The sequence below is a fragment of the Ralstonia sp. VS2407 genome (genome assembly GCF_052950655.1).
On the sequence record NZ_JBRFVG010000016.1, the window covers coordinates 52,118 to 76,533 of the forward strand.

Sequence of the window (24,416 nt, forward strand, 5' to 3'; positions counted from 1 at the left end):
ACCAGCCGGCAAAGACCGGTTCATCCACCCAGGAGAAGACACATGAAGACCGTCATGTCACGGGGCATGGCGCTGGCCGCGCTCGCCCTCGCGCTGAGCTGCGCCGGCTGCAACGACGACAGCACAGGCGACGCATCAACGTCGCAGGCATCGCAACTGCCACAGCTCACGCCCGCCACGGGGTTGAATCTCGCCAGCGCGTGCGAGAGTTTTGCCGGCAAGCTCAGTTTTGCCAACACCAGCATCACCGCCATCTCGACCGTGGCGGCAGGCACGTTGAGCGTGGGCGGCAACGCCGTGCCCGAGCACTGCCTGATCACCGGCACCATGAACACGCGGGTGAGCCCGGTGGATGGCAAGACCTACGCCATCGGTTTTGAAATGCGCCTGCCCAAGGCGTGGAACGGCCGGTTCTACTACCAGGCCAACGGCGGGCTGGATGGCTCGGTGGTTACTGCGCTCGGCACGCTCGGCGGCGGTCCCATCAGCAGTGCGCTGGGCTCCGGGTTTGCCGTCATCAGTTCGGACGCGGGGCATAACGGCAGCCAGGTGCCGCTGTTCGGGCGCGATCCGCAGGCCCGCCTCGACTACGGCTACAACGCCGTCGCCACACTTACGCCGATGGCCAAGTCGATGATCGCGCAGGTGTACGGCAAGGCGCCCGACCGCAGCTACTTTGGCGGGTGCTCCAACGGCGGGCGTCACGCGATGGTGGCCGCTGCACGTTCGGCCAATGCGTATGACGGCATCGTGGCGGGCGACCCGGGCTTCCACCTGCCCAAGGCGGCCATCAACGAGGTGTACAGCGCGCAGCAACTGGCGACGGTGGCGACAGCCAACACCAGTGCTGGCTTTCCAGACATCACGACGTCTCTGACCGCCACCGAGCGCGCCATGGTGGCCAGCCACGTGCTCGCCAAGTGCGATGCGCTGGATGGCACGACCGACGGCATGATCAACAACCTCAAGGCCTGCCAGACCGCCTTCAGCCTCGCCAACGATGTGCCGACCTGCACCGGCGCCCGTGACGGCACCTGCCTCACCGCCGCGCAGAAGACGGTAATGGCCAACCTGTTTGCCGGCGCGCACAACAGCGCAGGGCAGGCGTTGTACTCGGGCTTTTCATTTGACGCCGGCATCAGCGGCAGCAACTGGGCGGCCTGGAAGCAAGGCAACTCGATCCAGCTCGACCCCGCCGCCCTGGCGTTCGTGTTTACGACCACGCCGCAGCCGGCGTCGGCCATCACGTCGCTCACCGCGTATGGCCTGGCGTTCAACATGGACACCGACGCGCCGAAGATCTTCGCCACCGACGCCACGTACACCGAATCCGCCTGGTCGTTCATGACGCCGCCCGATGAGACCAACCTCGGCACGCTCAAGGGGCGCGGCGCCAAGCTGATGGTCTATCACGGCACGAGCGACCCGGTGTTCTCGTCCGACGACACGACGGATTGGTACCAGCGCCTGGCCGCAGCCAACGGTGGCGATGCCAGCAACTTCGCGCGCTTCTATCCGGTGCCCGGCATGAACCACTGCGCGGGCGGGCCGACCGCCGACCAGTTCGACATGCTCACGCCGCTGGTGGCCTGGGTGGAACACGGCGTGGCGCCCGACAGCGTGGTCGCCACCGCGCGCGGCCCTGCCAACGCCGTGCCCAATGCCGAAGTGCCCAGCGACTGGAATGCAACCGGCCACGACCGCACGCGCCCGCTGTGCGCCTACCCGAAGAACGCCCGCTATACGGGCACCGGCAACATCAACGACGCCTCGAGCTTCAGTTGCCAATGACGGCCGCCCAACATCCGGAAGGAGACGCCATGCAAACCACCACCACGACGTTGAGCCGGGAGAACGTCGGCCCCGGTGTCGCCATGACCCTTGCGCTGTGCTTCATCGTTGCGCTGCTTGAAGGGCTCGATCTGCAATCCATCGGTGTGGCCGCGCCGCGCATGGCGCGTGAGTTCGGCCTGTCGGTCGGGCAGATGGGCCTGGCATTCAGCGCCGGCACGTTCGGCCTGTTGCCGGGGGCCATGCTGGGCGGCCGCCTGGCCGATCGCATCGGCCGCAAGCGCGTGCTGATCCTGGCGACGGCGCTGTTCGGCATCTTTTCGATCGCCACCGCGCACGTGTGGGATTTCAACAGCCTGTTGATGATCCGCGTGGCCACCGGCATCGGCCTGGGTGCCGCCATGCCCAACCTGATCGCGCTGTGTGCTGAGGCAGTACCCACACGCCTGCGCAACACCGCCGTGAGCGTCATGTATTGCGGCATCCCGTTTGGCGGCGCCATCGCCGCGGTGGTCGGCATGTTGAGCGCGGGCGATTCCGGTTGGCGCCATATCTTTTACGTGGGCGGCTTCGGCCCGCTGGTGGTGGTGCCGCTGCTGCTGACGCTGCAGGAATCGCGCCGGTTCGACAGCGCACAGCGTGGCGCCATCCAGCCACCGCCCGTGTCATGGGCGCTGTTTGGCGAGCGCCGCACGGCCGCCACGCTGTTCCTGTGGGTCAGCTATTTCTTCACGCTGATCGTGCTGTATTTCCTGCTCAACTGGCTGCCTTCGCTGATGGCCGCGCAGGGGCTGAGCCGGCCGCAGGTGGGCATGGTGCAGATCCTGTTCAACATCGGCGGTGGCGCAGGTGCGTTGGGCATCGGCATGCTGATGGACGCGGCGCGCCCACGCTGGGTGGTGTCGGGCATGTATGTCGGCATCATCGCGGCGCTGTCGTTGCTGGCCGCTGCGGGCGGTATGGCGTCGATGTCGGCCGGTGCCTTCATGGCCGGGCTGTTCGTGATCGGCGCGCAGTCGGTGCTGTATGCACTGGCAGCGGCCTACTACCCCACCGTCGTGCGCGGCACCGGCGTGGGCGCGGCGGTGGCGGTGGGCCGGCTCGGCTCGATCGCAGGGCCGCTGCTGGCGGGCCAGTTGCTGGCGATGGGGCAGCACGCCACCACCATCATCGGCGCCAGCATCCCGGTCACCATCATCGCGGCGCTGGCTGCGCTGCTGCTGCTCAAGCGGCCGCGCGTGCAGGACTGACACAGCGATTCATTTTCCGCGCCGTCCGCCCGGATGGCGCCTTCCCACGTATTCCAAACTGCCGGCTCGCCAGACATGGGGGGCGGGACCGGCTCGACCCTAGGAGGGGCCCCACATGCAAACCACCACCTTGCGCACGCACTGTCTCGCACTGGCAGCGGCCACGAGCGCACTCGCCAGCGGCGCGGCCAACGCGCAGAGCGTCACGCTCTACGGCTTGATTGATACCGGCATCGAATACGTGAGCCACGCCAATGCCAACGGCAACGGCCTCACGCGCATCCCGTCGGTCACGGGCACGCTGCCCTCACGCTGGGGCTTGCGCGGCGCGGAAGACCTGGGCAACGGCATGAAGGCCGTGTTCACGCTGGAAAGCGGTTTCAACACCGACACCGGCACCTCCGGCCAGGGCGGCCGCCTGTTCGGTCGGCAGGCATGGGTCGGGCTCGCAAGCGATTATGGCACCGTCACGCTGGGTCGCCAGTACAGCATGGTGTTTCTGTCGCTGGCCGACGCCGACATCCTTGGCCCCAGCCAGTACGCCATCGGCTCACTGGACGCGTACATTCCCAACGCGCGCACGGACAACACCATCGCTTACAAAGGCACCTTCAGCGGCCTGACAGTGGGCGCTACGTATTCGTTCGGGCGTGATGCGGCGGGCGGTGTGCCGGCGTCCGGAACCTGTGCGGGGGAAGCGGCGGGCAACGCATCGGCGTGCCGTGCCATGTCGGCGATGGTGAAATACGACGCGGCCACCTTTGGCGTGGCCGGCGCTTATGAAGAGCAGCGCGGCGGCACCGGCGCCACCGCATCGTTCTTTAACGGCAGCGCGCCCATCGCGCTTACCGATGCGGGCGACAAGGACCGCCGCATCGTCGCCAACGGCTACGTGAAACTCGGTAACGCCAAGCTTGGCGTCGGCTGGATCGGTCGCCACGTGCAGGCCGTTGCCGGCGACGTGCGCTCGAACCTGTATTTCGTCAACGGCAGCTATCCACTCTCGGGCGCGCTCACGCTGGATGCAGGGCTGATCCGCCTCGTCAACGCCGACCAGAGCCGCAGCACGACGATGGCTGTGGTGCGCGGCGTTTATGCGTTGTCCAAGCGGACCGCGTTGTACGCGCAGACGGGCTATCTCTGGAACAGCGCTAACGCGCAATATTCGGTCAGCGGCGGAGGCGGCGGCACCACGCCCGCCAAGGGCGTGAACCAACTCGGCGCGATGGTGGGGATGCGGACGGCGTTTTGATGAAGGGAGGGGAGGCGCTCCGTCACCCATTGACGATCTCCCCCCCATTCGGATGCAGCGTCTGCCCCGTCATGTAGCTCGCATCGGCAGACGCCAGAAAGATGTAGCAGGGTGCCACTTCATCCGGCTGACCGGCCCGGCCTAGTGGCTCCTTGCTGCCGAATTTGGCGACGTGCTCGGCATCGAAGGTGGACGGAATCAACGGTGTCCAGATCGGCCCCGGCGCCACGGCGTTCACCAGGATGCCCTTGTCCGCCAATTGCTGCGCCAATGAGCGCGTGAACGCCACGATCGCGCCCTTGGTGGCGGCGTAGTCCACCAGATGGCCGCTGCCGCGGAACGCCGTCACAGACGTGGTCGTGATGATGCGCGCGCCTTCATGCAGGTGCGGCAGCGCGGCACGGATCAAATAGAACATCGCAAAGACGTTGGTGCGGAACGTGCGCTCCAGTTGAGCGGCATCGATGTCTGCCAGGCTTTGCTGCGGGTGCTGTTCTGCGGCATTGCTGACCACGAGGTCGATCTTGCCGAACATCGCCACCGCCTGCGTGACCACCGCGCGGGCATGCGCTTCGTCGCCCAGGTCGCCGGCAATGGCTTCGCAGCGGCGGCCGGTCGCGCGGACGAGGCGGCAGGTCTGGTTGGCATCGTCGTGTTCGTCCAGGTAGGCGATCAGCACGTCCGCGCCCTCCTTGGCAAAACCGATGGCAACGGCGCGCCCGATGCCGCTGTCGCCGCCGGTGACGATGGCCACCTTGTCTGCCAGCTTTCCGCTGCCGATGTAGTTCTCCATTTCGGCGCGCGGGCGTGGCGTCATGTCGCTCTCGGCGCCGGGCTGGCGGTCTTGATGCTGTGGCGGTTGCTGCTGTGGCTGGTCTGGCATGGCGGGCTCGCTTTGAGAGGGTGGATACACCGGCTTTCAGCACACGGCATGCCATTGCGCCTGAACGCGGCGTGAGATGCACTCGCGTGCGCATGCCGTGCGGCACGCCGCTTGCTCTGCTGGTGGAACAGACTCCACATCGACCACGGGAGGCGCCATGGACACGCTGCTGTTCCTGTTTGGCGAAGGGAAGGATCTCAACCCGCTGCAAACCGCGATGCGAGCGGTGGTCGTGTTCGCCATTGGGCTGGCGCTGGTGCGCCTGTCGGGCCGGCGCTCTTTCGGGCAGCGTGCGCCGTTCGACTTCGTTGTCGCCGTGTTGTTGGGGGCGACGCTGAGTCGCGCGATTGTCGGCGCGTCGCCGTTTGTGGCCACGGTGTCGGCGTCGCTCGCACTGGTGGCGGTGCACCGCCTGCTGGGCTGGGCGTGCGTGCGGCTGCCGAAGCTCGACCGGCTCATCGCGGGCCGCGAACGCGAGATCTATCGGGAAGGGCGCTTCGACCAAGGCCAGATGGATGCCGCGCTCATCACCGTGGGCGATTTGCAGGAGAGCGTGCGCCAGACCCTGGGCTCACGCACGCTGGAGGACGTGGAGGCAGCCATTCTGGAGCGCAACGGACAGGTCAGCCTGATCCGCAAACGCCGCTGATTTTGCACACCCGCACACCCACACTGGAGCCAACCATGCGAGACAAGCAACAGCAAGAAAACCGAGGCGCCGAACAACGCAAGGCTGATTGGGAACAGGCTGAATCGCACCGCAAGCCGGTGGACCGGCCGGCCAATGCAGAGGTGGGCCGCACCGGCAGCACGGCACCCAAGCCGCAGAGCCCGCACGACACGCTGCGGCGCATGCGCCAGGGCGAGGTGCCGCCTGGCATTACGCGCGACAAGCTGCACGACCCCGGAGACCAGACGCCCGGCGCTTCGCCCACAGATAACCGCAGCTGAGCGCAACGTGCCCGCCGCAGACGACGCCCCGTGGTACCGCCGGTTGGGGCCCGGCCTTATCACGGGCGCCGCGGATGACGACCCGAGCGGGATCGCCACCTATGCGCAAGCCGGTGCGCAAATGGGTACCGGCATGCTGTGGACGCTGTTGCTGACGCTGCCCCTGATGATTTCCATCCAGCTCGTCAGCGCGCGCTTGGGGCGTGTGTCGGGCCGGGGCGTGGTCGCAAACATCCGGCGGCATCAGTCGCCGTGGCTTGCGTATGCGTTTGTTGCGCTGGTGACGCTTGCCAACATCATCAATGTGGGCGCCGACATCGCGGCCATGGGCGACAGCGTGCGCCTGCTACTGGGTGGCTCGACAGCGTGGTATGCGTGCCTGTTTGCCGTCTTTACGCTCGTGCTGCAAGTCTGGATGCCGTACCGCCGCTATGCGCGCTATCTGCAATGGACTGCGCTGTCGCTGCTGGCGTACGTGGCCACGGCGTTTGTCGTGAAGGTGGACTGGGCGCACGCGTTGCACGACACCGTGGTCCCCCGGCTGCATTGGTCGAAAGACTATGCAATGACGCTCGTCGCCGTGTTCGGCACCACCATCAGCCCCTATCTGTTTGTGTGGCAGGCCGCAGGCGAAGTGGAAGAGACGCGGCTGGCCGAAGACGAAGCACCGCTCAAGAAAGCGCCGTGGCAGGCAAAGGACCAGCTCGCACGCATCCGCATCGACACGACGGTCGGGATGGTGGTGTCGGCGCTGATCGCCTTCTGCATCATGTTGACGGCCGCCTACGCGCTGCACACGCACGGCGTGACGCAAATCGAGACCTGCGCCCAGGCCGCTGAAGCGCTCAAGCCCGTGGCCGGCCGCTTTGCGCAGGCATTGTTTGCCCTGGGCGTGATCGGCACGGGGCTGCTGGCTGTGCCGGTGCTGGCGGGCTCCGCCGCCTATGCCGCTGCCGAGGCCTTCCAGTGGCACAGCAGCCTGGAGGCCAAGGTGCACCGTGCGCCCAAGTTCTACCTGTTCCTGGCGCTTGTGATGGCGGTGGCCACGGTGATGGTGTTCCTGCCCATCGAGCCGTTCAAGCTGCTGTATTGGGCTGCGGTGCTCAATGGCGTGGCGGCTACGCCCGTCATGGTGATGCTGCAGTTGATGTCGCGCCGTAAGTCCGTGATGGGGCCGTTCCCCAGCTCACGGCTGCTGCATGGCACCGCTTGGGTGGCGACCCTGTGCATGTGCGCCAGTACCTTGCTGTTCTTTGCGCTGGCTGTGCAGGGGTCGTAAAAAGGGCGGTCGGCCTGCGCAGGCACCGGGGTTGCGTGTCTTGGGCAAAACCGCGCAACAGGCGCGGTGTCCTGTTCACCAACCAGGGGTCAATCATGAAAGCTGTCGTATTTCACGGCATCGGTGACATTCGTCTGGAAGACGTGCCCGAGCCGACACTGCGCGAGCCCACCGACGCCATCGTGCGTCTGACGGCCAGCGCCATCTGCGGGACGGATCTGCACTTCGTGCGCGGCACCATGGCCGATGTGAAGGAGGGGCGCATCCTCGGCCACGAAGGCGTGGGCGTGGTGGAAGCGCTGGGCGACGATGTGCGCAATCTGTCGGTCGGTGATCGGGTGGTGATCCCGTCCACCATTGCATGCGGTGCGTGCGCATATTGCCGTGCCGGTTACACCGCGCAATGTGACGTGGCGAATCCGCACGGGCACCTGGCCGGTACCTCGTTCTACGGCGGCCCGGAAGAAGCCGGCGGGTTTGACGGCTTGCAAGCCGAGAAGGCACGTGTACCGTTTGCGCACGTCAACCTCGTCAAGCTGCCGGACGAGGTGTCGGACGATCAGGCCATGCTGCTGTCGGACATCTTTCCCACCGGCTACTTCGGCGCCGATCTGGCCAACATCAAGCCAGGCCACACCGTTGCCGTGTTCGGGGCAGGGCCGGTCGGCCAGTTTGTGATTGCCTCGGCCAAGTTGATGGGGGCCGGGCGCATCTTTGCGGTGGACCATGTGGCCGACAGGCTCGACATGGCCCGCGCGCAAGGCGCCGAGGTGATCGACTTCGAGCGTGAAGACCCCGTGCAGACGTTGCGCCGGCTCACGGGCGGCATTGGTGTGGATTGCGCCGTCGATGCCGTGGGTGTGGATGCCCAGCATGCCGACCACGGCCCCGCCCGCCCTGACGACAAGACCACCGAGGCCTTTGCCGCCGAGCGCAAGGCCACCACCCCGCAAGCGCGCGGCACGGGCGCCGTATCCGACGCGAACGAGAACGCGCCGTGGCAAGCCGGCGACGCCCCATCGCAAGCGCTGCGCTGGGCGGTCGAAGGGTTGGCCAAGGCAGGCACGCTGTCGATCATCGGCGTGTACCCGCCCAACGACACGACGTTTCCCATCGGCATGGCGATGAACAAGAACCTGACCATCCGCATGGGCAACTGCAACCACCGGCGCTATCTGCCCAAGCTCGTGGAACTGGTCCGCACGGGCGCCATTGATCCGGCGACGGTGTTGTCGGTGCGCGAGCCGATGGCGGCGGCACTCGACGCCTACCGCGCCTTCGACACGCGCGAGCCGGGCTGGATGAAGGTGAAGCTCGATCCGCAAGCCACCGATGGCGCTCGCACGCCCCGCGCCTCACGGGCATGAGTCGGGAGCTGCATGATCGCGTCGCCAGCCTGGGGCCGGTGCTGGTGATTTCGCCGCACTTTGACGACGCGATCTTCTCGTGCGGCGCCTTGCTGGCTGCGCATCACGGCAGCCGTACCGTCACGGTGTTCGGCGGCGCGCCGCCAACGCCCGTGTCGACGGTGTGGGATCGCGACGCCGGCTTTGCCGATTCCAATGAAGCGGTAGCCGCGCGCCGGCAGGAAGACGCGCAGGCGCATGCGCAGGTGAGCGCCACGGTGCACCACCTCGGCTTTTGCGACAGCCAGTACGGGCAGACGCCCACCGTGACGGAGCTGGAGCGGGCGCTCTACCGCCCGGTGGAGAAGCGCACGGCAGATGCGGTGTTTGTGCCGCTGGGGCTGTTCCACAGCGATCACGTACTCGTGCACGAAGCGGCCCTGATGCTGATGCGTAAGGTGCCGCAACGCCTCTGGATCGGCTATGAGGATGCGCTGTACCGGCGCGGGCGCGGCGCCGTGCAGGACCGCATCGTTGCGCTGGCTGCGCAGGACATCGTTGCCACGCCGGTGTCGCCTGTCACGGCCGCCGATGGCCGCCGGAAGCGTCGCGCCGTGGCCTGTTACGCCAGCCAGCTGCGCGTCTTCGGCCCCGGCGGGGTGGAAGACCTGCACCAGCCCGAACGGTTCTGGCTGCTGGAACCCAAGCAAGGAGAATCCGATCATGCAACCGCTGGATGACGCCCGCCGGGCGCAGGCACCGTGCTCCATCGTCGTGCTGACGTACAACCGCGCGGCCACCGTGCTCGAGACGCTTGGCAAGCTGGTGGCCCTGGAGGAACCGTGGCCCATCGTGGTGGTGGACAACGGCTCGACCGACGGCACCGCCGACCAGATCGCCGCGCGCTTTCCTGACGTTGCCATCGTGCGTGCGCCGCGCAACTATGGCGCGGCTGGCCGCAACTTCGGCGTGGCCACCGTCGACACGCCTTACGTTGCCTTTTGCGATGACGACACCGCGTGGCTCCCGGGCTCCGTGGCACGCGCGGTCGATGTGCTGCAGCGGTACCCATCGGTGGGCGTGGTGGCGGCGCACGTGGTGGTTGGCCCCACGCGCCGCGACGACACCGCGTGCGAACCCATGGCCACCAGCACGTTGCCTTCCGATGGACTGCCTGGCCCCGCGCTGCTCGGCTTCATGGCCGGGGCGTGCGTGGCGCGCACGCGCGCATTTACCGAGGCGGGCGGCTACCGGCGCGACCTCTTTATCGGCGGCGAAGAAAGCGTGCTGGCGCTCGACCTGGTCGACGCAGGCTGGCGCATCGTCTACTGCCGGGAGGTGGTCACGCACCACAACCCCTCGCCGGTGCGAGACGTGATGCAGCGACGGGCGCTGCTCACGCGCAACGAGTTGCTGAGCGCCTGGCTTCGGTTGCCGCTGGACCTCGCGTGGCGGGTCACCGGCCGGGCGATACGTGCGATGGCCGAACAAGGCGTGCTTGCGGAGGCATTGCCCGCCGCGTTGGTCCGCCTGCCGCGCACCTTGTTGCGCCGGCATACCGTGCAGCCCACCACCGTGGCGCTGTGGCGGCAGATGGACGCCGACCGCCAGCGACGCCGCGCCATCCCCACGCTGTCGGTCGGCTAACGCGGGCTGGCGGCGCGAACATCAGGCAAGCACCGGCATCGGCGCGAGGAAGAACTGCTGCCGGAAATACTCCACCGTGCGCGCCAGCCCTACTTCAAGCGCAGTGCGGGGTTCCCACCCGAGCACATCGCGGGCCAGCGTGATGTCGGGGCAACGCTGCGTCGGGTCGTCCTGCGGCAGCGGGTGGAATACGAGTTCCGATGTCGAGCGTGTGCAAGCCACAATCTGCCGCGCAATATCGAGCATGCTCAGTTCCACCGGGTTTCCTACGTTGACCGGTCCTGCAAATTCCGCCGGCGTGTTCATCAGCCGCACCATTGCGTCAATCAAATCGTCCACATAGCAGAAGGCCCGTGTCTGGCGGCCATCGCCATAGAGCGTAATGGGCTCGCCGGCCAGCGCCTGCATGATGAAGTTGGAGACCACGCGCCCATCGTTCGGGTGCATGCGCGGGCCATACGTGTTGAAGATGCGCGCTACCTTGACGTCGAGGCCATGCTGGCGGCGGTAGTCCATGAAGAGTGTCTCGGCGCAACGCTTGCCCTCGTCGTAGCACGAGCGCACGCCGATGGGGTTGACGTTGCCCCAGTACTTTTCGGTTTGCGGATGTTCATGCGGGTCGCCGTACACCTCGCTGGTGGATGCCTGCAGAATGCGCGCACCTACCCGCTTCGCCAGCCCCAGCATGTTGATCGCACCATGCACGCTCGTCTTGGTGGTCTGCACCGGATCGTGCTGGTAATGGATGGGTGAGGCGGGGCAGGCCAGGTTGTAGATGTCGTCCACTTCCACATACAGCGGGAAGGTCACGTCATGGCGCAGCACTTCGAAGCGCGGGTGCCCCAGCAGGTGAGCGATATTGCGCTTGGTGCCGGTGTAGAAGTTGTCGACGCACAGCACATCGTGCCCGTCGCGCAGCAGGCGGTCGCACAGGTGCGAGCCGAGAAAGCCCGCGCCGCCCGTGACCAGCACGCGGCGTTGGTCGCGCCAGTGGTGGTGCGGTTCGGGGTGGCCGGGGTGATGTGCATCTCCGTGGTGTCTCATGCCGCCTCCCTTCTGTTTTCCATGACGGTGGCAAATGCGTTCAGCCAATCGGCGACAAAGCGGTCGATGCCGAAACGTGTGCGCGCCGTCTCGCGTGCGGCGTCGCCCCAGCGGCGGGCAAGTGCCGGGTCGCGCAACAGCGTCTGCATGACGCCGGCCAGCGCATCGGGGCTGGTATCGACGTAGCCGTTGTCGCCGTTGCGGATGACGGTGCTCATCTCCGTGGTGGCCAGCCCGACGATTGGCATGCCGATCGTCATGGCTTCCACCACGGCCAGTCCCAGGCTGGTGTAGCGGATCGGGTTGAAGAAGAAGCGGTAGCGCGCGCAGAAGGCGGGCAGGGCGAGATTGCCCACTTCACCGATGCCCCCTGCCTCTTCCGCGCCCATGCCGACCAGATCGAGCCGCACGCGCTGGCGCAGTGAGTGGAACACGTCTGCACCCAGCCGGCGCCCGCGCTTGTGCAGATGATTGACGACGACGATGCCGCGCTCCAGTTCGCCGCTGTAGCGCGCCGGCACGGGCAGGTGCACACCGTGTTCGATCACGCGCGTTGGCGTGATGCCGCTGTCCCACATCAGCGCGTTGAATGGCGTCACGTGCACCAGCAGCACATTGGGGTCTTGCACCCAGTGCCGGGTGTTGGTCGGGTGTTCCTGGGGCGGATCGTGTTCGAGATAGATCGTCGGCAACGCGCGCTGCGCGGCACTCAGCACCGACAGCCGATCGCTTTCCCATTGCGCGCGGGATTGGTACAGCACCGCATCGAAGTGCTGCCCCGCAACGGCGTCGAACGGCACCTCGTGCACGTTGTCACCCCAGGGCAGCGCGCCCACCTTGCCCGCATAACCCGGCGGCACCCGCCCTGAGGCGTCGGGCGGGCGCGTCACGAGATAGAAGTCGTGCGGCACCTGCGACAGGTAGTACAGGTAGTTGCCGTGCACGTGCCACGTCAGGATACGCAGGCGTTGTCGCGTCGGGTGGTTCATGAGGTCGAATTCTCGGTCGTGTGCGATGCGGTGGGAGTGTCGGCTGGCTGCGGCGCGTGCGACGCGCGCAGGTGCACATCGGGGTCGAACAGCGCGGCATACGCCGCATCCAGCACCTGGTGCACCGTCACATCGCGCGCGCATTCATGGTCCGTGGGGCAGGTCCAGTGCATGCAGGGGCGGCAGGGCGGGTGTGCCGCCAGCACGCGGTGCAGCGTGCGGTCCGCCGGCGCCCAGCGCTTCACGTCGCTGCCGCAGGCAATGACAAGGCTGGGCGCACGCACGGCTGCCGCCACGTGCGAGACGCCGGTGTCGTTGCAGATCAGCAGGCGCGCCAGACGCAACAGCGCCGCGAGCCCACCGAGCGAGGTCTGCCCCACCACCGACGCCGAACGCTGGCGCATGTGGCCGCGAACCTCTTCAACAAGCGCCGCTTCCGATGGCGCACCCGTGAACGCCACATGGAAACCGCTGACGATGAGCGTGTCGGCTACCGCCGCAAAGCGCTCCGGCCACCAGCGCCGCGTGGGCATGCGGGCGCCGGGGTGCAAGCAGACAAGGCGATCGCGGTCCAGGGCTTGATGGCGCAGCAGGGCCAGCGCTTCGGCATAGTCGTCGCGCCCAAGCGGAAAATCCGGTGTGGCCGGCACCGCTGGTGCCCCCAGGTGATTGAGCAACGCCAGCAGGCGTTGCGCCTCGGGCAACTGCGTCGGCCAAGGGAGCAACCCTGCGTTGGCGTGCCGTGCGATCACGCCACTGGGCTGAAACCCGAACACATGGTGCGCGCCAAACTGGCGGACCACTTCGGTGGATTGCGGCCCGCTGCCGTGCAACTGGACGGCGACATCCAGGCAGCGGGCCCGCATCCCGGCATAGAACGTATGTGTGGCATCCGCATCGGCGGGCCCGGCTTCCGGAAAGCCCTCGCCGCCCGGAAAGGCGACAAAGTCGTCGAGCAGATCGGTATAGCGCTGTTGAAACTGGCACGCCCACGGCAGGCCGACCAGCGTGATATGCGCCTGTGGCGCAGCGGCCCGCAACGCATGCAGCGCTGGCACGGCGCACAGCATGTCGCCCAGTTGCAAGGCGCGGAAGACGGCAATGCGGCGTGCGCCGCGCAGGAGTTCAGCAGCGGGCGTCATAGGAACCAGACCCGGAAATGCCACGCGCCGCGCAGGCGCCAGTACAGCGCCAGCGGCGGAATGGCGATGGATGTCCAAAACATTTCAAGCACATGCCGCGCGGTATGTGCGGTACCGCGCAGCCGCGTGGCGGTGAAGCGCAGCGTGAGCGCCAGCCAGACCATGGCGGCTGCACCGGCCACCCAAGGCAGATGCGCAGCCAGCGCAGCGAGCGCAATCACCGCGGCGGCGCCCATGGCGTAGTAATGCCATGGCGGCACCGGACGGATGCGTGAGCGGTAGCGCTGCGGATGCTTCTTGTAGAGCAGCGCGTCGTAAAACACCTTGCGCTGCTGCGACACGCTTACGCCCCACGGCGCAGGCCGCACCGGGTGGTGCATCAATGCACGCGGTGCGTGCACGATGCGCCCGCCCGCATCCAGGATGCGGAACTGCAGATCCGAGTCTTCACGCCACGCCAGCCGAAAGCGTTCATCAAAGCCGCCGATGCGTTCGAGCATCGTGCGCCGCACGAAGCAGTTGGCGGTGACGAATTCGGCGCGGGTGAGGCCGCTGGCGTCGCGTTCGTAATCGGTGGGGCGTGTGGGCAACGGCATGCGCACAGCGCCGGTCGCGGCGTCAGGCGGTGCGCTTCCGTCGGCACCGCCAGCGTCTTCGGGCGTGGTCATGATGCGCCAGCCTTCGGCTAGCCATGTGGGCGCGGGAATGGTGTCGTCGTCGGTAAAGGCGATGATGTCGCCCGTGGCGGCGCGCCAGCCGCGGTTGCGTGCGGCGGCGGGGCCCTGCGTTTCGCGCACGGGCACGTACCGCACACGCCAGCCGGGGGCCGCTGCGGCAAAGCCGTCCACGACGGCGCGGGTGGCGTCGTCGGGGCCATCGTCAGCCACCACCAACTCCAGCCGGCGCGCGTCGAACGTCTGGGCCAGCAGGCCGTCCAGGCAGCGTTGCAGCATCTGCGGCCGCCGCCATGTGGCAATGACGATCGACATAGCTGGCGCTGCCTGCGCCGGCGTCACTGACGACACGTCAAACGGCATCGGCTGGTTCATGCGACCCCCGCCAGGCCGGGAACGCGCCGCAAGCCGTCGACATTGCGCACGGCGCCGTCTTCCTGTGCTTGCGTTTGGTCCGGGCGGACGGCCGTCTTGCGCAGCAGGAACGGCCCGATCACCAAGGCATCGAGCGGCGATGTCCAGAACGATTCCACCGCATCGCGTGGGCTGCAGACCATCGGCTCGCCGCGCGTATTGAACGATGTGTTCACCAGGATCGGCACGCCGGTGCGACGCTCGAACGCAGCCAGCAGGTCGTAGTACAGCGGATGCTGCCGGCGGTTGACGGTCTGCACGCGCGCGGTGCCGTCAACGTGGCGCACGGCCGGAATCTGCGTGGCGCGGTCTTCCCGCACGTCAAAGATGAACAGCATGAACGGCGCGGATTGCGCACCGACAAACCAGTCGGCGGCGCGCTCTTCCATCACCACCGGGGCGACGGGGCGGAAGTCCTCGCGGTCCTTGATCTCGTTGAGCCGCGCCTGCATGTCGGCGGGGATCGGCGAGGCAAGGATCGAACGCGCACCCAGCGCGCGCGGGCCGAACTCCATGCGCCCCTGGAACCAGCCGATCACCTGCCCTTGCGCCAGCAGCTCGGCGGTCTGCTCGGCAATGTTGTCCAGGCGCTCGAACGGCAGTTTGGACCACGTGAGGAATTGCTCGATCTCTTCATCGGCATACGACGGGCCGAGATAGGCGTGGTCCATCTTCCACAGGCGCTGCTTGTTGCCGCGTGTCTGATAGTCCGTCCATAGCGCTGCGCCAAGCGACGTGCCGGCATCACCTGCCGCCGGTTGTACCCAGACGTTTTCGAACGGGCCGCGGTCGCGTATGCGCGCATTCATCACGCAGTTGAGCGCCACGCCGCCGGCCATGGCTAGGTTGCGCGCGCCCGTGGCCTGATGCAGCCACTGGCTCATCGTCAGCACGGTCTCTTCCAGCACCTGCTGGAGCGAACGGGCGATGTCAAAGTGGCGCGGTTCCATCGGGCCGCCACGTTGGCGCGGCGGGCCGAAGCGCTCTTCCAGGCGCAGCGGTGCCACGGTGTAGCGGCCGTCCGTCTCGACCCGCACCATCTCGTGAAATGCGTCGACATAGCGCGGCTCCCCGTACGAGGCCAGCGCCATCACCTTGTACTCGTCGGACGAGCGTAGAAAGCCCAGGTAGTCCGTCACCTCTTCATAGAGCAGACCGAGGGAGTGCGGCAGATCCACTTGCTGCAGGCGTGTGTATTCGCCGTTGTGGAAGAGGCCGTAGGAAGTGGTTGCGCGCTCGCCGCGTCCGTCCATCGTAAGCACGGCACAGTCGTCGAACGGAGCCGCCAGGAATGCACTGGCCTCGTGCGCCAGGTGGTGCTCGACAAACGACCAGCGGAACGGCCCCGTGTGCTTCACGTTGGCGAAGCGCGCCTGCAGGTGATGCGGTGCACCGTCGGCAAGCTGGCGGGGGGCGTTCAGCACGTACGAGAGAAACAGCGGGTCCCACGGCGCGGCGCCGGCCGGCAGATCCATCTGCGCCGACGGCTGCAGCGGCAGCGCGATATGGGTCTGCGCCTGCAGGTCGGTCAGCAGGGCAGGGTCCAGCGAATAGGCGACCTGGTCCACGCGCGCGAGGTCGATACCGGCTTCGGCCAGGCAGTAATCGATGGCGTGATACGGCAGCTGCCAGGTGGAAAAGGGCACCGGCCGCTTGGCGTGCTTGACGTGCGTGAAGCGTTCGTCTTCAGCGGCGGCGATCACCACACCGTCACGCACCAGCGTGGCGGAAGAATCGTGATACGCCGCGTTGATGCCGAGGGTGTAGCGCGGTTTGGCTTCCATGCGGGGGCTCCGTCAATCGGTTCAGTCAGGTGAAGTCATGCGCAACGCTCAGGCGACCGGCGTTGGCGCATTCGATTCAGGCAACGCAGACATGGCGGGGGCAGGCCATAACGCCCGCGCCACGCGCGACGACTGCCATAGCGGGTGCGCGGCGGCCACCACTTCCTCTTCCGTCACGCCGGTCAGGCAAGCCTGATGGCCGAGCGGGCACACGCTGCGGTAGCAATAGCGGCAAGGCACCTGGTGCGAGAGCACCGCGTGCGGCACGGCCCATGGCGTGTGCTGCGGATTGGTCAGCGCGTAGAGATCGACCACCGGTGTCTGCGTGGCGGCGGCCAAGTGCACGGGGCCGCTGTTGTTGGACACCAGCAGCGCCGCACCTTCGATGAGCGCGGCCAGCTCGCCCAGCGTGAGTGCGCCGGCCAGGTTCAGCACGCGCTGCCCGGCAATCAGCCCCGGCAGGCATACCTGCTGCACCAGTTCCGCTTCGGTGGGCGCACCGGTCACCAGCACCGGGCAGCCATAGCGGTTTGCCAGCGTGCAGGCGATATGCGCAAAGCGATCGGGCGGATAGCGCCGTGAGGCCGCGGTCGCGCCCGGGTGCAGGACGATCCACGGCGTATCCGTGGTCACGCCCCGCTCGGCCAGCTTGGCGCGCACGGCGTCGCGGTCCGCCGCGCGTACGTTGAAGCGCAGCCGATGCGGCAGATGCGCAGCCACGTCGGTCACGTGCTGCACGAGGTCCAGTTGGCGGCGCACCTCGTGGCGCACGTCGCCAGGGGCGGTGGCGGCAATGCGTGCATCGGGGTCGGCAATCCAGTCGGTCAGCAACGCGTACGGGTTCTCGCGGCAATGGGCGAGGCGCAGCGGAATGCCCGCCAGAAAGCACAGCATGGCGGCCGGCAACGGATTCTGCGTGTGCACGGTAAAGATGACCGCAGCGTCGAACGCGCCGTCGCGCAGGGTGTCGACCAGCGCGCGCGTCCGCTCGGCGTCGGCCGCGTTGGCGTGCTTGGCCCACGGCACATCGCAGACGATCACATCGTCGATGTCGGACAGGTGCGGTGCGGCTGTGGCGCCCGAGCGCGACGTCAGCAACGTGAGATGACGGCTCGCGTGGCGCGTTTGCTGGTCGGCCTTGAGCGCGTGGAAGGCGGGCGTGGTCATCACCACGTCGCCCAGGTTGTCGGGCCGCACACACAGGATGCGGCTCGCGTTGGCCCACACGGCGCGGCGCTCGGGAATGCCGGCTGGGATCATGCGACCGCCCTCAGGTGTTGCGTGTGGGCCGCGTGCCAGCCCTGCTGTGCAATCACGACGGCAGCCGCCTCGTCAAAGCGCCCGACGATGTAGTCCGGTACGCGCAGCGGCCCCGGCTGCCACAGCGTCTCGTTGCCATTGGCGATCAGGATGGTCTGGCACCCCGCGCGCCGGCCGGCCTCCACGTCGTTGAGGATGTCGCCGATCATCCACGAGCCTTCCAGCGTGAGGCTGTGTGCGGCCGCTGCCTGGCGCAACAGGCCATCGGCCGGCTTGCGGCAGGCGCAATTGACGCTGCCATCGTCTGCCGGCACGTGCGGGCAGAAGTAGAAGCCGCTGAGCGTGGCACCGTGCAGCGCGAACAGCTCGCCCAGCCGCAGGGCTACGGCGTCGAGCGCCTCCTCGGAAAAGTAGCCCAGCGCCACGCCGGGCTGGTTGCTGACCACGATGAGCGGCAGGCCGGTGGCGGCCAGCATGCGCAGACCTTCTCCCGCCCCGGGTGCCAATGCGATGCGCGCGGGGTCGACGTTGTAGGGCACGTCTTCGAGCAGCGTGCCGTCCTTGTCGAGAAAGACGGCGGGGCTTGGTCGCAGCCGCAACGGCGCGCGCATCAGGGCCATGACGTCTCCCGCATCGGCAGCACCATTACTTCCGGGATCACGGTCTCGGGCGGCTGCAGCAGCACGAAGCGCACGGCGGCGGCCACGTTGGCCGGGTCCTGCAGATTGTTCACATCAATATCGGGAAAGCGGTCGAGCAGGAACGGCGTGCGCATGCCGCCGGCAATCACGGCAGAGACCTTGATGCCGTGCGGGCGCAGCTCGGCATGCAGCGCATGCGACAACCCCAGCAGCCCCCACTTGGTGGCGTGGTAGACCGACGCATTCGGCCATGCACGGCGCGATGCGGTCGAGGCAATGTTGACGATGGCGCCGCTCGCGCGTTTGCGCATCAGCACGCTGGCGTGCTTGGCCAGCAGGAACGGGCCGCGCAGGTTGGTGCGCACCACGCGGTCCCAGTCTTCGACGTTCAGTTCATCAATGGGCAGCGTGATATCGATGGCCGCATTGTTGATGACGGCATCCAAGCGGCCAAAGCGATCGACCACTTCATCGAGCGCGCCGCGTACGGCCGCTTCGTCGCCCACGTCCAGCGCAATGGCATGCGACTGGCTGCCCTCGGCGATCAGCTCGGCGGCGGTGCGGTCCGCGGTGCCGGCATCGTGATCGGTGGCCACCACCGTGGCGCCTTCGGCAGAGAGCACGCGGCTGATGGCGGCGCCCAGCCCGCGCCCCGCGCCGGTCACGATGATGACCTGGTCGCGCAGTGTGGGTGTGGTGTTGGGATTGGAATTCAAATCAGTCTGGGTCATGGCGGCGTGAAGATGGAACGGTGGGAAAGAAGATCAGGTCAGGCTGCGAGCCCCGCCAGCGCGGCAGCGTTGGCACTGGGCGCGGCGTCGGTCATGCGGCCCACGGAGCGCGCGTGGGTGTCGATGGCTTTGAGGTAGGCGCGTTCAAGCTGTCCGGCCACACCCAGCCACGTGTAGAGCATGCGGGCGCGCACCAGTCCGGCCTGCCCTAGCTCGCGGCACAGGTCGGGTTGCTGTATCAGCTGCAGCAGGCGTGCGGCCAAGGCTTGCGGGTCCTTGGGCGGCACAAGGAAGCCGGTGCGCTCATGCCGAACGGTCGATCGGATGCCGCCCACGTCGGCACCAATGACGGCACGCCCGCATGCCATGGCCTCCACCGGCGTGATGCCGAACGGCTCGTACCACGGCGTGCTCACAAACACATCGCAGGCGCTATACCAGGCGCGCAGATCGGCGCGGCCGCGCTTGCCGACAAAGGTGGTCTGCGCGCTCACGCCGGCGCGCTCGGCAATGGCTTGCAGGCGGCCGAGTTCAGGCGTGGCGGCCACGTCCGGCGCGACGGTGTTGCCGCCCACCACATACAGGCGCACGCGCTTACGGGCATCGGGCGGCAGCTTGCCGATGGCCTCGATGACGTTGTCCACGCCCTTGCGCGCCACCATGCGGCCGAGTTGCAGCACGACAAACGCGTCGGCCGGCACGCCCAGCCGGCGTCGCGCTTGCGCGCGGTCAATCGGAGCAAACTCGCTCGCGTCGAAGCCGCACGGCACCACGTCGATCTGCTCGGCGCGCGCGCGGTAGAGCGTTTCCAGATCAGCCTGATCTTGCGGGCATTCGGCAATGACACGATCGGCGCGCTGCACCAGCGTTTCTTCAATCGCGAAGCGCGCATCAGGAAAGCCATCGGCGCTGCCCTGGTGCAACCGGCGCACGCGGCCGAGCGCGTGGAAGGTCATGATCAACGGCAGGTGCAACCGCGCGGACGCTGCCAGCGATGCGAGGCCCGACATGAAGAAGTTGGCGTGGATGACGTCGTAACCCTCACCGCTGGCCTGGGCGCGCGCGCAGTGGTTCAGCAGGTGGCGGCCAAAGGCGTGCATGTGCGGCAGCAGCGCTTCCTTGGGCAGCACGGCAGCCGGCCCGGCCGGTACGTGGACGACACGGCATCCGCTATCGAACGGCACCACCTCTGGGTCCCACGGGCGCTCGCGGCGCGTGAAGACATCGACACGGTGGCCCAGCCGTGCAAGCTGGCGCGCGACATGGCGCACGTAGACGTTTTGTCCGCCGCAGTCGACACCGCCCAGGTCGGCGAGTGGCGATGCGTGTTCACTGACCATGGCGATGCGCATGTCGTTTCTCCTCTTATCGTCGCGGCCTGTGGTGGTGAGGTGTTTGGAAGCCACGTGCGAAGACCTACAGCAGTCGGCGTGCCATGGCGCGCGACCTGATGCGGCGGGGGTATTCCGGCAGTGCGCGTGGAGCGCCTGCGGAGAAGCGTCTCTCGCTTGTCCGGACAAGCGTTTGCGGGAGATTGGCGAGGACATGGCGTGCGACCTGTGCGCGCCGTCGGCCGCCATGGCGACACTCGGCTGGCACGAGCTGCCGCCGAAGTGACCGCGCAATTCTTACGTGGAGGGCAAGGAGAAACGGCGCGGCGACGGCATCACGCCCGTCGTGCCGCGCGCGGAAGGGAGGGCGTCAGGCGAGCCGCAGCGTACCGCTCGTGGCGGCCGCGGCCTGTTTGGCGATGGCGCGCAGGCACGCGGCCACCACATGTGCAAAGGCTTCGTCATAGAACGGCAGTGCGCCGCTCACGCCGATCACGATGCCGTCGAGCACGGCGCTGCCCCACAGGTTGGTGTCGCCCGCACGCAGCACGTGCGGGCGCAGTGCCTGCAGTGCATGTGTGCTCATGCCGTGCTGCCACGCCAGCCGCGCCTTGGCGCGCGCGTAAGCGGCGTAGTCCGCATCCCATTGCGTGCGATCGCCCACCGAGTATTCGTAGAGCACCGCCTCGTCGAAGGCGCATTCGCCGGGCGAGCGTGCCGGGTCCATCACCACGATGTGCAGAAAACCGCTGTCGCCCACCTCCTGCGGACGCGTCATCGCTTGCGTGATGAGCGGCAGTGCCATTTCGACAGCACGGCGCGCGGCGTCTGCGCTGGCAAAGTGCGATGTGCTCTGTTGCGGTGGTTTCTGCGTCGCCTGCGTTGGCTCTGCTTGGGCGGAAGGATCGAAATCGGCCAGCATGCTTATGGAGACTCCTGGGCTGATTGGAAGGAAACGGATGCGTGCGATTCACGTGCCGGCGCATGCCGTGCGCGAATGACGCTCAGGATGGCGGTGACCAGTTCGCCGTGTTCGGTCGGCTTGGCCAGGTGCAGCTGGAAGCCGGCCAGCAGCGCGCGCGTGCGGTCTTCGGCTCTGTCATAGCCGGATAGCGCGACGGCGGGCAGGCGGGCATCGAGCGGCATGTCGCGTTCGCTCTCCAGCATGCGCACGTTGCGCAGCAGCGCGTAGCCGTCTTCGTCTTCACCCAGGGCAATGTCGGAGACGAGCACATCGGGCCATGAGTTGCCCGGCGCCGCGCGCAACGCGGCCAGCGCGGGCTTGGCGGCGCCATAGGCGGTGACGGTCGCGCCGTAGTCTTCGAGCAGCAACTGGAGAATCTCGCGGGCGTCTTCCTGGTCATCGACGATGAGCACGTGCACGCCGGACAGCGCATCCGGGGGCGGAAGCGGGGTGCGCTCGGCCGGTGGCGCCTGCTGCGGGGTGGCTGGCATGGCCTCGCCCGGCGCGGCCGCGAGCGGCGCCACGGCGCGAATCGGGAAGTCCATCACATAGGTGGTGCCGTCGCCATGGGGCAGCGGCACGACGGCAAAGCGCCCGCCGTGCTGTTCCACAACCGAGCGGATCCACAATGGGTCGAGCGTGGCTGCAGGCGTGGGGGCCGTGTCTTGCGCGGTCGCAGCCAGCACCGGATCGAACGCGCGTGGCTCCTGCCGCAGCGGCGCAAGCGGCTCCACCGGGTCCAGCACGTCGAACGGCGCAGGCGCCGGCGGAGTCGCCGTGGGCCCAAAGGCCGAGAGGGCGGCGTCGGGCTCCATCTCGGCGGGCGTGTGCGAGGCGGTGGGAATGGCGGCAGCCGCCACCGCCGGTATGGCAATCGTGTCGGTCACGCGCAACTGCGCCATGCCTTCCACGCGCTCCAGCACGATCTCGATGCGGCTGCCCGGGTGGCTGGCCAGCACGGCGTGGCTCAGCACATCGCCCACGATGCCTTGCAGGCGGCTCGGGTCACCCGTGATGCTTGGCGTTTCTGATCGGATGACGGAATACACCGTGATACCGCGTGCATCGATTGCCTCGCGCAAGCCGTCGAGCACGCTCACCACCAGCGCCACGAGATTGATTGGCTGCTGTGCAAGCCGGTGCTGGGCCTGCTCCAGGTCGGACTGTTGACGCTGCAGCGTCCAGAGCTGCGCATAGACGCCGTTGGCGGCCAGCAGATCGACATGGCGGCCGCGCTCGACAATGCGGCCCTTTTCCAGCACGACGATTTCGTGGGCGTCCACCACCGTGGAAAGCCGGTGTGCAATCACCAGCGTCGTGCGATGTGCCGAGAGCCGGTCCAGCTCGCGCTGGATGGCGCGTTCCGAACGGGTATCCAGGGCGGAGGTCGCCTCGTCGAAGATCAGGATCGACGGGTTCTTCAGCAGCGCCCGCGCAATGGCAATGCGCTGCTTTTCACCGCCCGAGAGTTTCAGGCCGCGCTCGCCGACCATGGTCTGGTAGCCCTCGGGCAGCGCGGCGATGAAGTCGTGCACATAGGCCGCGCGGGCGGCCTCGATCACCTCGGCCATCGTTGCGCCTTCGCGCCCGTAGGCGATGTTGTAGGCGATGGTGTCGTTGAAGAGGATCGTGTCTTGCGGGACGATGCCGATCGCGCGCCGCACGCTGTCTTGCGTGACCACGCGCAGGTCTTGCCCGTCGATGGACACGCGCCCCGCCCAGGGGTCGTAAAAGCGCAACAGCAGCCGCGCCAGCGTCGACTTGCCTGAGCCGCTGCCCCCCACCACGGCCACCGTGTGCCCGGCCGGAATATGCAGCGACAGGTCGTGCAGGATGGGTCGCGTGTTCTCGTAGCCGAAATCCACGTGGTCGAACTGCACCTCGCCCTGCGTCACGCGCAGCGGTGCGCCGTTGGGCAGGTCCACCACATCGGCCCGCTGTTCAAGCAACTGGAACAGGCGCTCGGCATTGATGGCGGCGTCTTTCGCCTCGCGGAACATGAAGCCCAGCGCGTTGAGCGGCAGGCACACCTGGATGATGTACGCGTTGATCAGCACAAGGTCGCCGACCGACAGCACGCCGCGCGTCACGTCCTGCCCGGCCAGCAGCATGACGGTCGCTACACCGCCGGCAATGACGCCGCTTTGCGACACGTGCAGCAATGACAAAGCACGCTGGTTGGCGACCGCCGTCTCGATGCGCTGGCGCAGGATGTCGCGGTAGCGGTGCGCCTCGAAGCGCTCGCTGGTGTAGACCTTCACGGCTTCGTGGTTGAGCATGCTGTCGAGCAGCCGGCTGCCGGCCATCGAGTCGAACTCGTTCATCTGCCGCTGCAGGCGTACGCGGCGTCGCGTGAGGAGCACGGTGGCGGTGCAGTAGGCGGCAAACGTGGCCAGGATGGTGACGAGATACCACCCGCTGTAGCGGCTCATCATGATGATGAGCACGGAGCCGATCTCCACCATGGTCGGCAGGATCGTGAACAGCGCGACACCCAGCAGGAACTCGATGCCGGTCGTGCCGCGTTCCACATCGCGGATCAGCCCGCCGGTCTGCCGACTTGCATGAAAGCGCGGCCCGAGCTGGTGCAGGTGCTCGAACGCCTGCGCCATGAAGCCCGCCACCGTGGGCTGCGACACGCGCGAGAACACCATGTCGCGCAGCTCGCCGAACAGCGTGCCGCCAAAGCGCAGCACGGCATAGGCCAGCAGTAGGAAGGCGGGAAAGACACGCGCCCGCGTGGCATCGCCAAAGCCATCGACAATCCACTTGAGCACGATCGGCACGCCCACCGCGCACAGCTTGGCCAGCACCAGCAGCCCCACGGCCACCAGCACGCGCTTGCGGTAGCGCCAGATGGCGCGCCACAACGCGCCCACGATCCGCTGCTGCAGGCTCGATGCCTCAGCAGGATGGGGAGGAGGGGAGGATGCAGGAGATGGGCTCGTCACCAGGCGTGGAATCCGGTCGGTCTTGCAACGCGAGGGTGCGACGCAAGCCATGTTCCACGCCCGCTCCGGTTGGACCGCCCAGGTGGCCCCGG

Annotated in this window: 21 protein-coding genes; 9 read left to right on the plus strand and 12 right to left on the minus strand. The window is 67.5% G+C overall.

What is annotated here, in order from left to right:
- The first annotated feature begins 42 nt into the window (after nt 1-42).
- The 3 genes from ACU8YE_RS21300 (at nt 43) to ACU8YE_RS21310 (ending at nt 4,293) form a co-directional block, all read left to right on the plus strand.
- On the plus strand, nt 43-1,791 hold the full coding sequence (locus ACU8YE_RS21300) for a tannase/feruloyl esterase family alpha/beta hydrolase (protein ID WP_260803506.1): 1,749 nt from the start codon (nt 43-45) through the stop codon (nt 1,789-1,791).
- Between the two features lie 29 nt (nt 1,792-1,820).
- Complete coding sequence (mhpT, locus tag ACU8YE_RS21305) at nt 1,821-3,041, plus strand: 3-(3-hydroxy-phenyl)propionate transporter MhpT (protein WP_260803505.1); 1,221 nt, start codon at nt 1,821-1,823, stop codon at nt 3,039-3,041.
- Between the two features lie 115 nt (nt 3,042-3,156).
- Nucleotides 3,157-4,293, plus strand: a complete 1,137-nt coding sequence (locus ACU8YE_RS21310; protein ID WP_446929541.1) for a porin — start codon at nt 3,157-3,159, stop codon at nt 4,291-4,293.
- Nucleotides 4,294-4,315: 22 nt separating this feature from the next.
- On the opposite strand, the gene ACU8YE_RS21315 is transcribed toward ACU8YE_RS21310, so the two are convergent.
- The gene (locus tag ACU8YE_RS21315; RefSeq protein WP_260803503.1) at nt 4,316-5,176 is read right to left on the minus strand and encodes an SDR family oxidoreductase; all 861 of its coding nucleotides are present in this window, start codon (nt 5,174-5,176) and stop codon (nt 4,316-4,318) included.
- Between the two features lie 157 nt (nt 5,177-5,333).
- On the opposite strand from ACU8YE_RS21315, the gene ACU8YE_RS21320 reads away from it, so the two are divergent.
- The 6 genes from ACU8YE_RS21320 to ACU8YE_RS21345 all read left to right on the plus strand — a co-directional run bounded on the left by ACU8YE_RS21320 (nt 5,334) and on the right by ACU8YE_RS21345 (nt 10,399).
- Nucleotides 5,334-5,825 carry a YetF domain-containing protein gene (locus ACU8YE_RS21320; RefSeq protein ID WP_440077750.1) on the plus strand — a complete coding sequence of 164 codons (492 nt, stop codon included), beginning with the start codon at nt 5,334-5,336 and terminating at the stop codon, nt 5,823-5,825.
- A 35-nt stretch (nt 5,826-5,860) separates the two neighbouring features.
- Complete coding sequence (locus ACU8YE_RS21325) at nt 5,861-6,127, plus strand: hypothetical protein (RefSeq protein ID WP_446929542.1); 267 nt, start codon at nt 5,861-5,863, stop codon at nt 6,125-6,127.
- A gap of 7 nt (nt 6,128-6,134) precedes the next feature.
- Entirely contained in the window at nt 6,135-7,406 is a 1,272-nt protein-coding gene (locus ACU8YE_RS21330; RefSeq protein WP_232038908.1) for an Nramp family divalent metal transporter, read from the plus strand.
- A gap of 95 nt (nt 7,407-7,501) precedes the next feature.
- A complete protein-coding gene (locus ACU8YE_RS21335) occupies nt 7,502-8,773 on the plus strand; it encodes a zinc-dependent alcohol dehydrogenase (protein ID WP_446929543.1) in 1,272 nt (423 codons plus the stop codon).
- Nucleotides 8,770-9,492 carry a PIG-L deacetylase family protein gene (locus ACU8YE_RS21340; protein ID WP_446929544.1) on the plus strand — a complete coding sequence of 241 codons (723 nt, stop codon included), beginning with the start codon at nt 8,770-8,772 and terminating at the stop codon, nt 9,490-9,492. The genes ACU8YE_RS21335 and ACU8YE_RS21340 overlap by 4 nt, the downstream gene beginning before the upstream one ends.
- Entirely contained in the window at nt 9,476-10,399 is a 924-nt protein-coding gene (locus ACU8YE_RS21345) for a glycosyltransferase family 2 protein (RefSeq protein ID WP_446929545.1), read from the plus strand. The genes ACU8YE_RS21340 and ACU8YE_RS21345 overlap by 17 nt, the downstream gene beginning before the upstream one ends.
- Nucleotides 10,400-10,420: 21 nt before the next feature.
- Here the strand turns inward: ACU8YE_RS21345 and ACU8YE_RS21350 are convergent, their stop codons facing one another.
- The 11 genes from ACU8YE_RS21350 to ACU8YE_RS21400 form a co-directional block, all read right to left on the minus strand.
- Entirely contained in the window at nt 10,421-11,443 is a 1,023-nt protein-coding gene (locus ACU8YE_RS21350) for a UDP-glucuronic acid decarboxylase family protein (RefSeq protein WP_343619916.1), read from the minus strand.
- Nucleotides 11,440-12,432 carry a glycosyltransferase gene (locus tag ACU8YE_RS21355; RefSeq protein WP_232038913.1) on the minus strand — a complete coding sequence of 331 codons (993 nt, stop codon included), beginning with the start codon at nt 12,430-12,432 and terminating at the stop codon, nt 11,440-11,442. The genes ACU8YE_RS21350 and ACU8YE_RS21355 overlap by 4 nt, the downstream gene beginning before the upstream one ends.
- Nucleotides 12,429-13,574: a glycosyltransferase family 9 protein gene (locus tag ACU8YE_RS21360; RefSeq protein ID WP_446929546.1), complete on the minus strand. Its 1,146-nt coding sequence runs from the start codon at nt 13,572-13,574 to the stop codon at nt 12,429-12,431. The genes ACU8YE_RS21355 and ACU8YE_RS21360 overlap by 4 nt, the downstream gene beginning before the upstream one ends.
- Nucleotides 13,571-14,623: a glycosyltransferase family 2 protein gene (locus ACU8YE_RS21365; protein ID WP_343619920.1), complete on the minus strand. Its 1,053-nt coding sequence runs from the start codon at nt 14,621-14,623 to the stop codon at nt 13,571-13,573. The genes ACU8YE_RS21360 and ACU8YE_RS21365 overlap by 4 nt, the downstream gene beginning before the upstream one ends.
- A complete protein-coding gene (locus tag ACU8YE_RS21370) occupies nt 14,620-16,446 on the minus strand; it encodes a carbamoyltransferase family protein (protein ID WP_446929547.1) in 1,827 nt (608 codons plus the stop codon). The genes ACU8YE_RS21365 and ACU8YE_RS21370 overlap by 4 nt, the downstream gene beginning before the upstream one ends.
- A gap of 48 nt (nt 16,447-16,494) precedes the next feature.
- A complete protein-coding gene (waaF, locus tag ACU8YE_RS21375; RefSeq protein ID WP_446929548.1) occupies nt 16,495-17,706 on the minus strand; it encodes a lipopolysaccharide heptosyltransferase II in 1,212 nt (403 codons plus the stop codon).
- On the minus strand, nt 17,703-18,326 hold the full coding sequence (locus tag ACU8YE_RS21380) for a D-glycero-alpha-D-manno-heptose-1,7-bisphosphate 7-phosphatase (RefSeq protein ID WP_316879837.1): 624 nt from the start codon (nt 18,324-18,326) through the stop codon (nt 17,703-17,705). Before ACU8YE_RS21380 ends, waaF begins: the two co-directional genes overlap by 4 nt.
- Nucleotides 18,317-19,078, minus strand: a complete 762-nt coding sequence (locus tag ACU8YE_RS21385) for an SDR family oxidoreductase (protein ID WP_232038919.1) — start codon at nt 19,076-19,078, stop codon at nt 18,317-18,319. Before ACU8YE_RS21385 ends, ACU8YE_RS21380 begins: the two co-directional genes overlap by 10 nt.
- A 38-nt stretch (nt 19,079-19,116) precedes the next feature.
- Nucleotides 19,117-20,430 (minus strand): glycosyltransferase family 4 protein, encoded by a 1,314-nt coding sequence (locus ACU8YE_RS21390; RefSeq protein ID WP_446929549.1) that lies wholly within the window; start codon nt 20,428-20,430, stop codon nt 19,117-19,119.
- Nucleotides 20,431-20,779: 349 nt separating this feature from the next.
- Nucleotides 20,780-21,331, minus strand: a complete 552-nt coding sequence (locus ACU8YE_RS21395; protein WP_373407690.1) for a hypothetical protein — start codon at nt 21,329-21,331, stop codon at nt 20,780-20,782.
- Nucleotides 21,332-21,333: 2 nt separating this feature from the next.
- On the minus strand, nt 21,334-24,375 hold the full coding sequence (locus ACU8YE_RS21400; protein ID WP_446929550.1) for an ABC transporter transmembrane domain-containing protein: 3,042 nt from the start codon (nt 24,373-24,375) through the stop codon (nt 21,334-21,336).
- Nucleotides 24,376-24,416 lie beyond the last annotated feature (41 nt).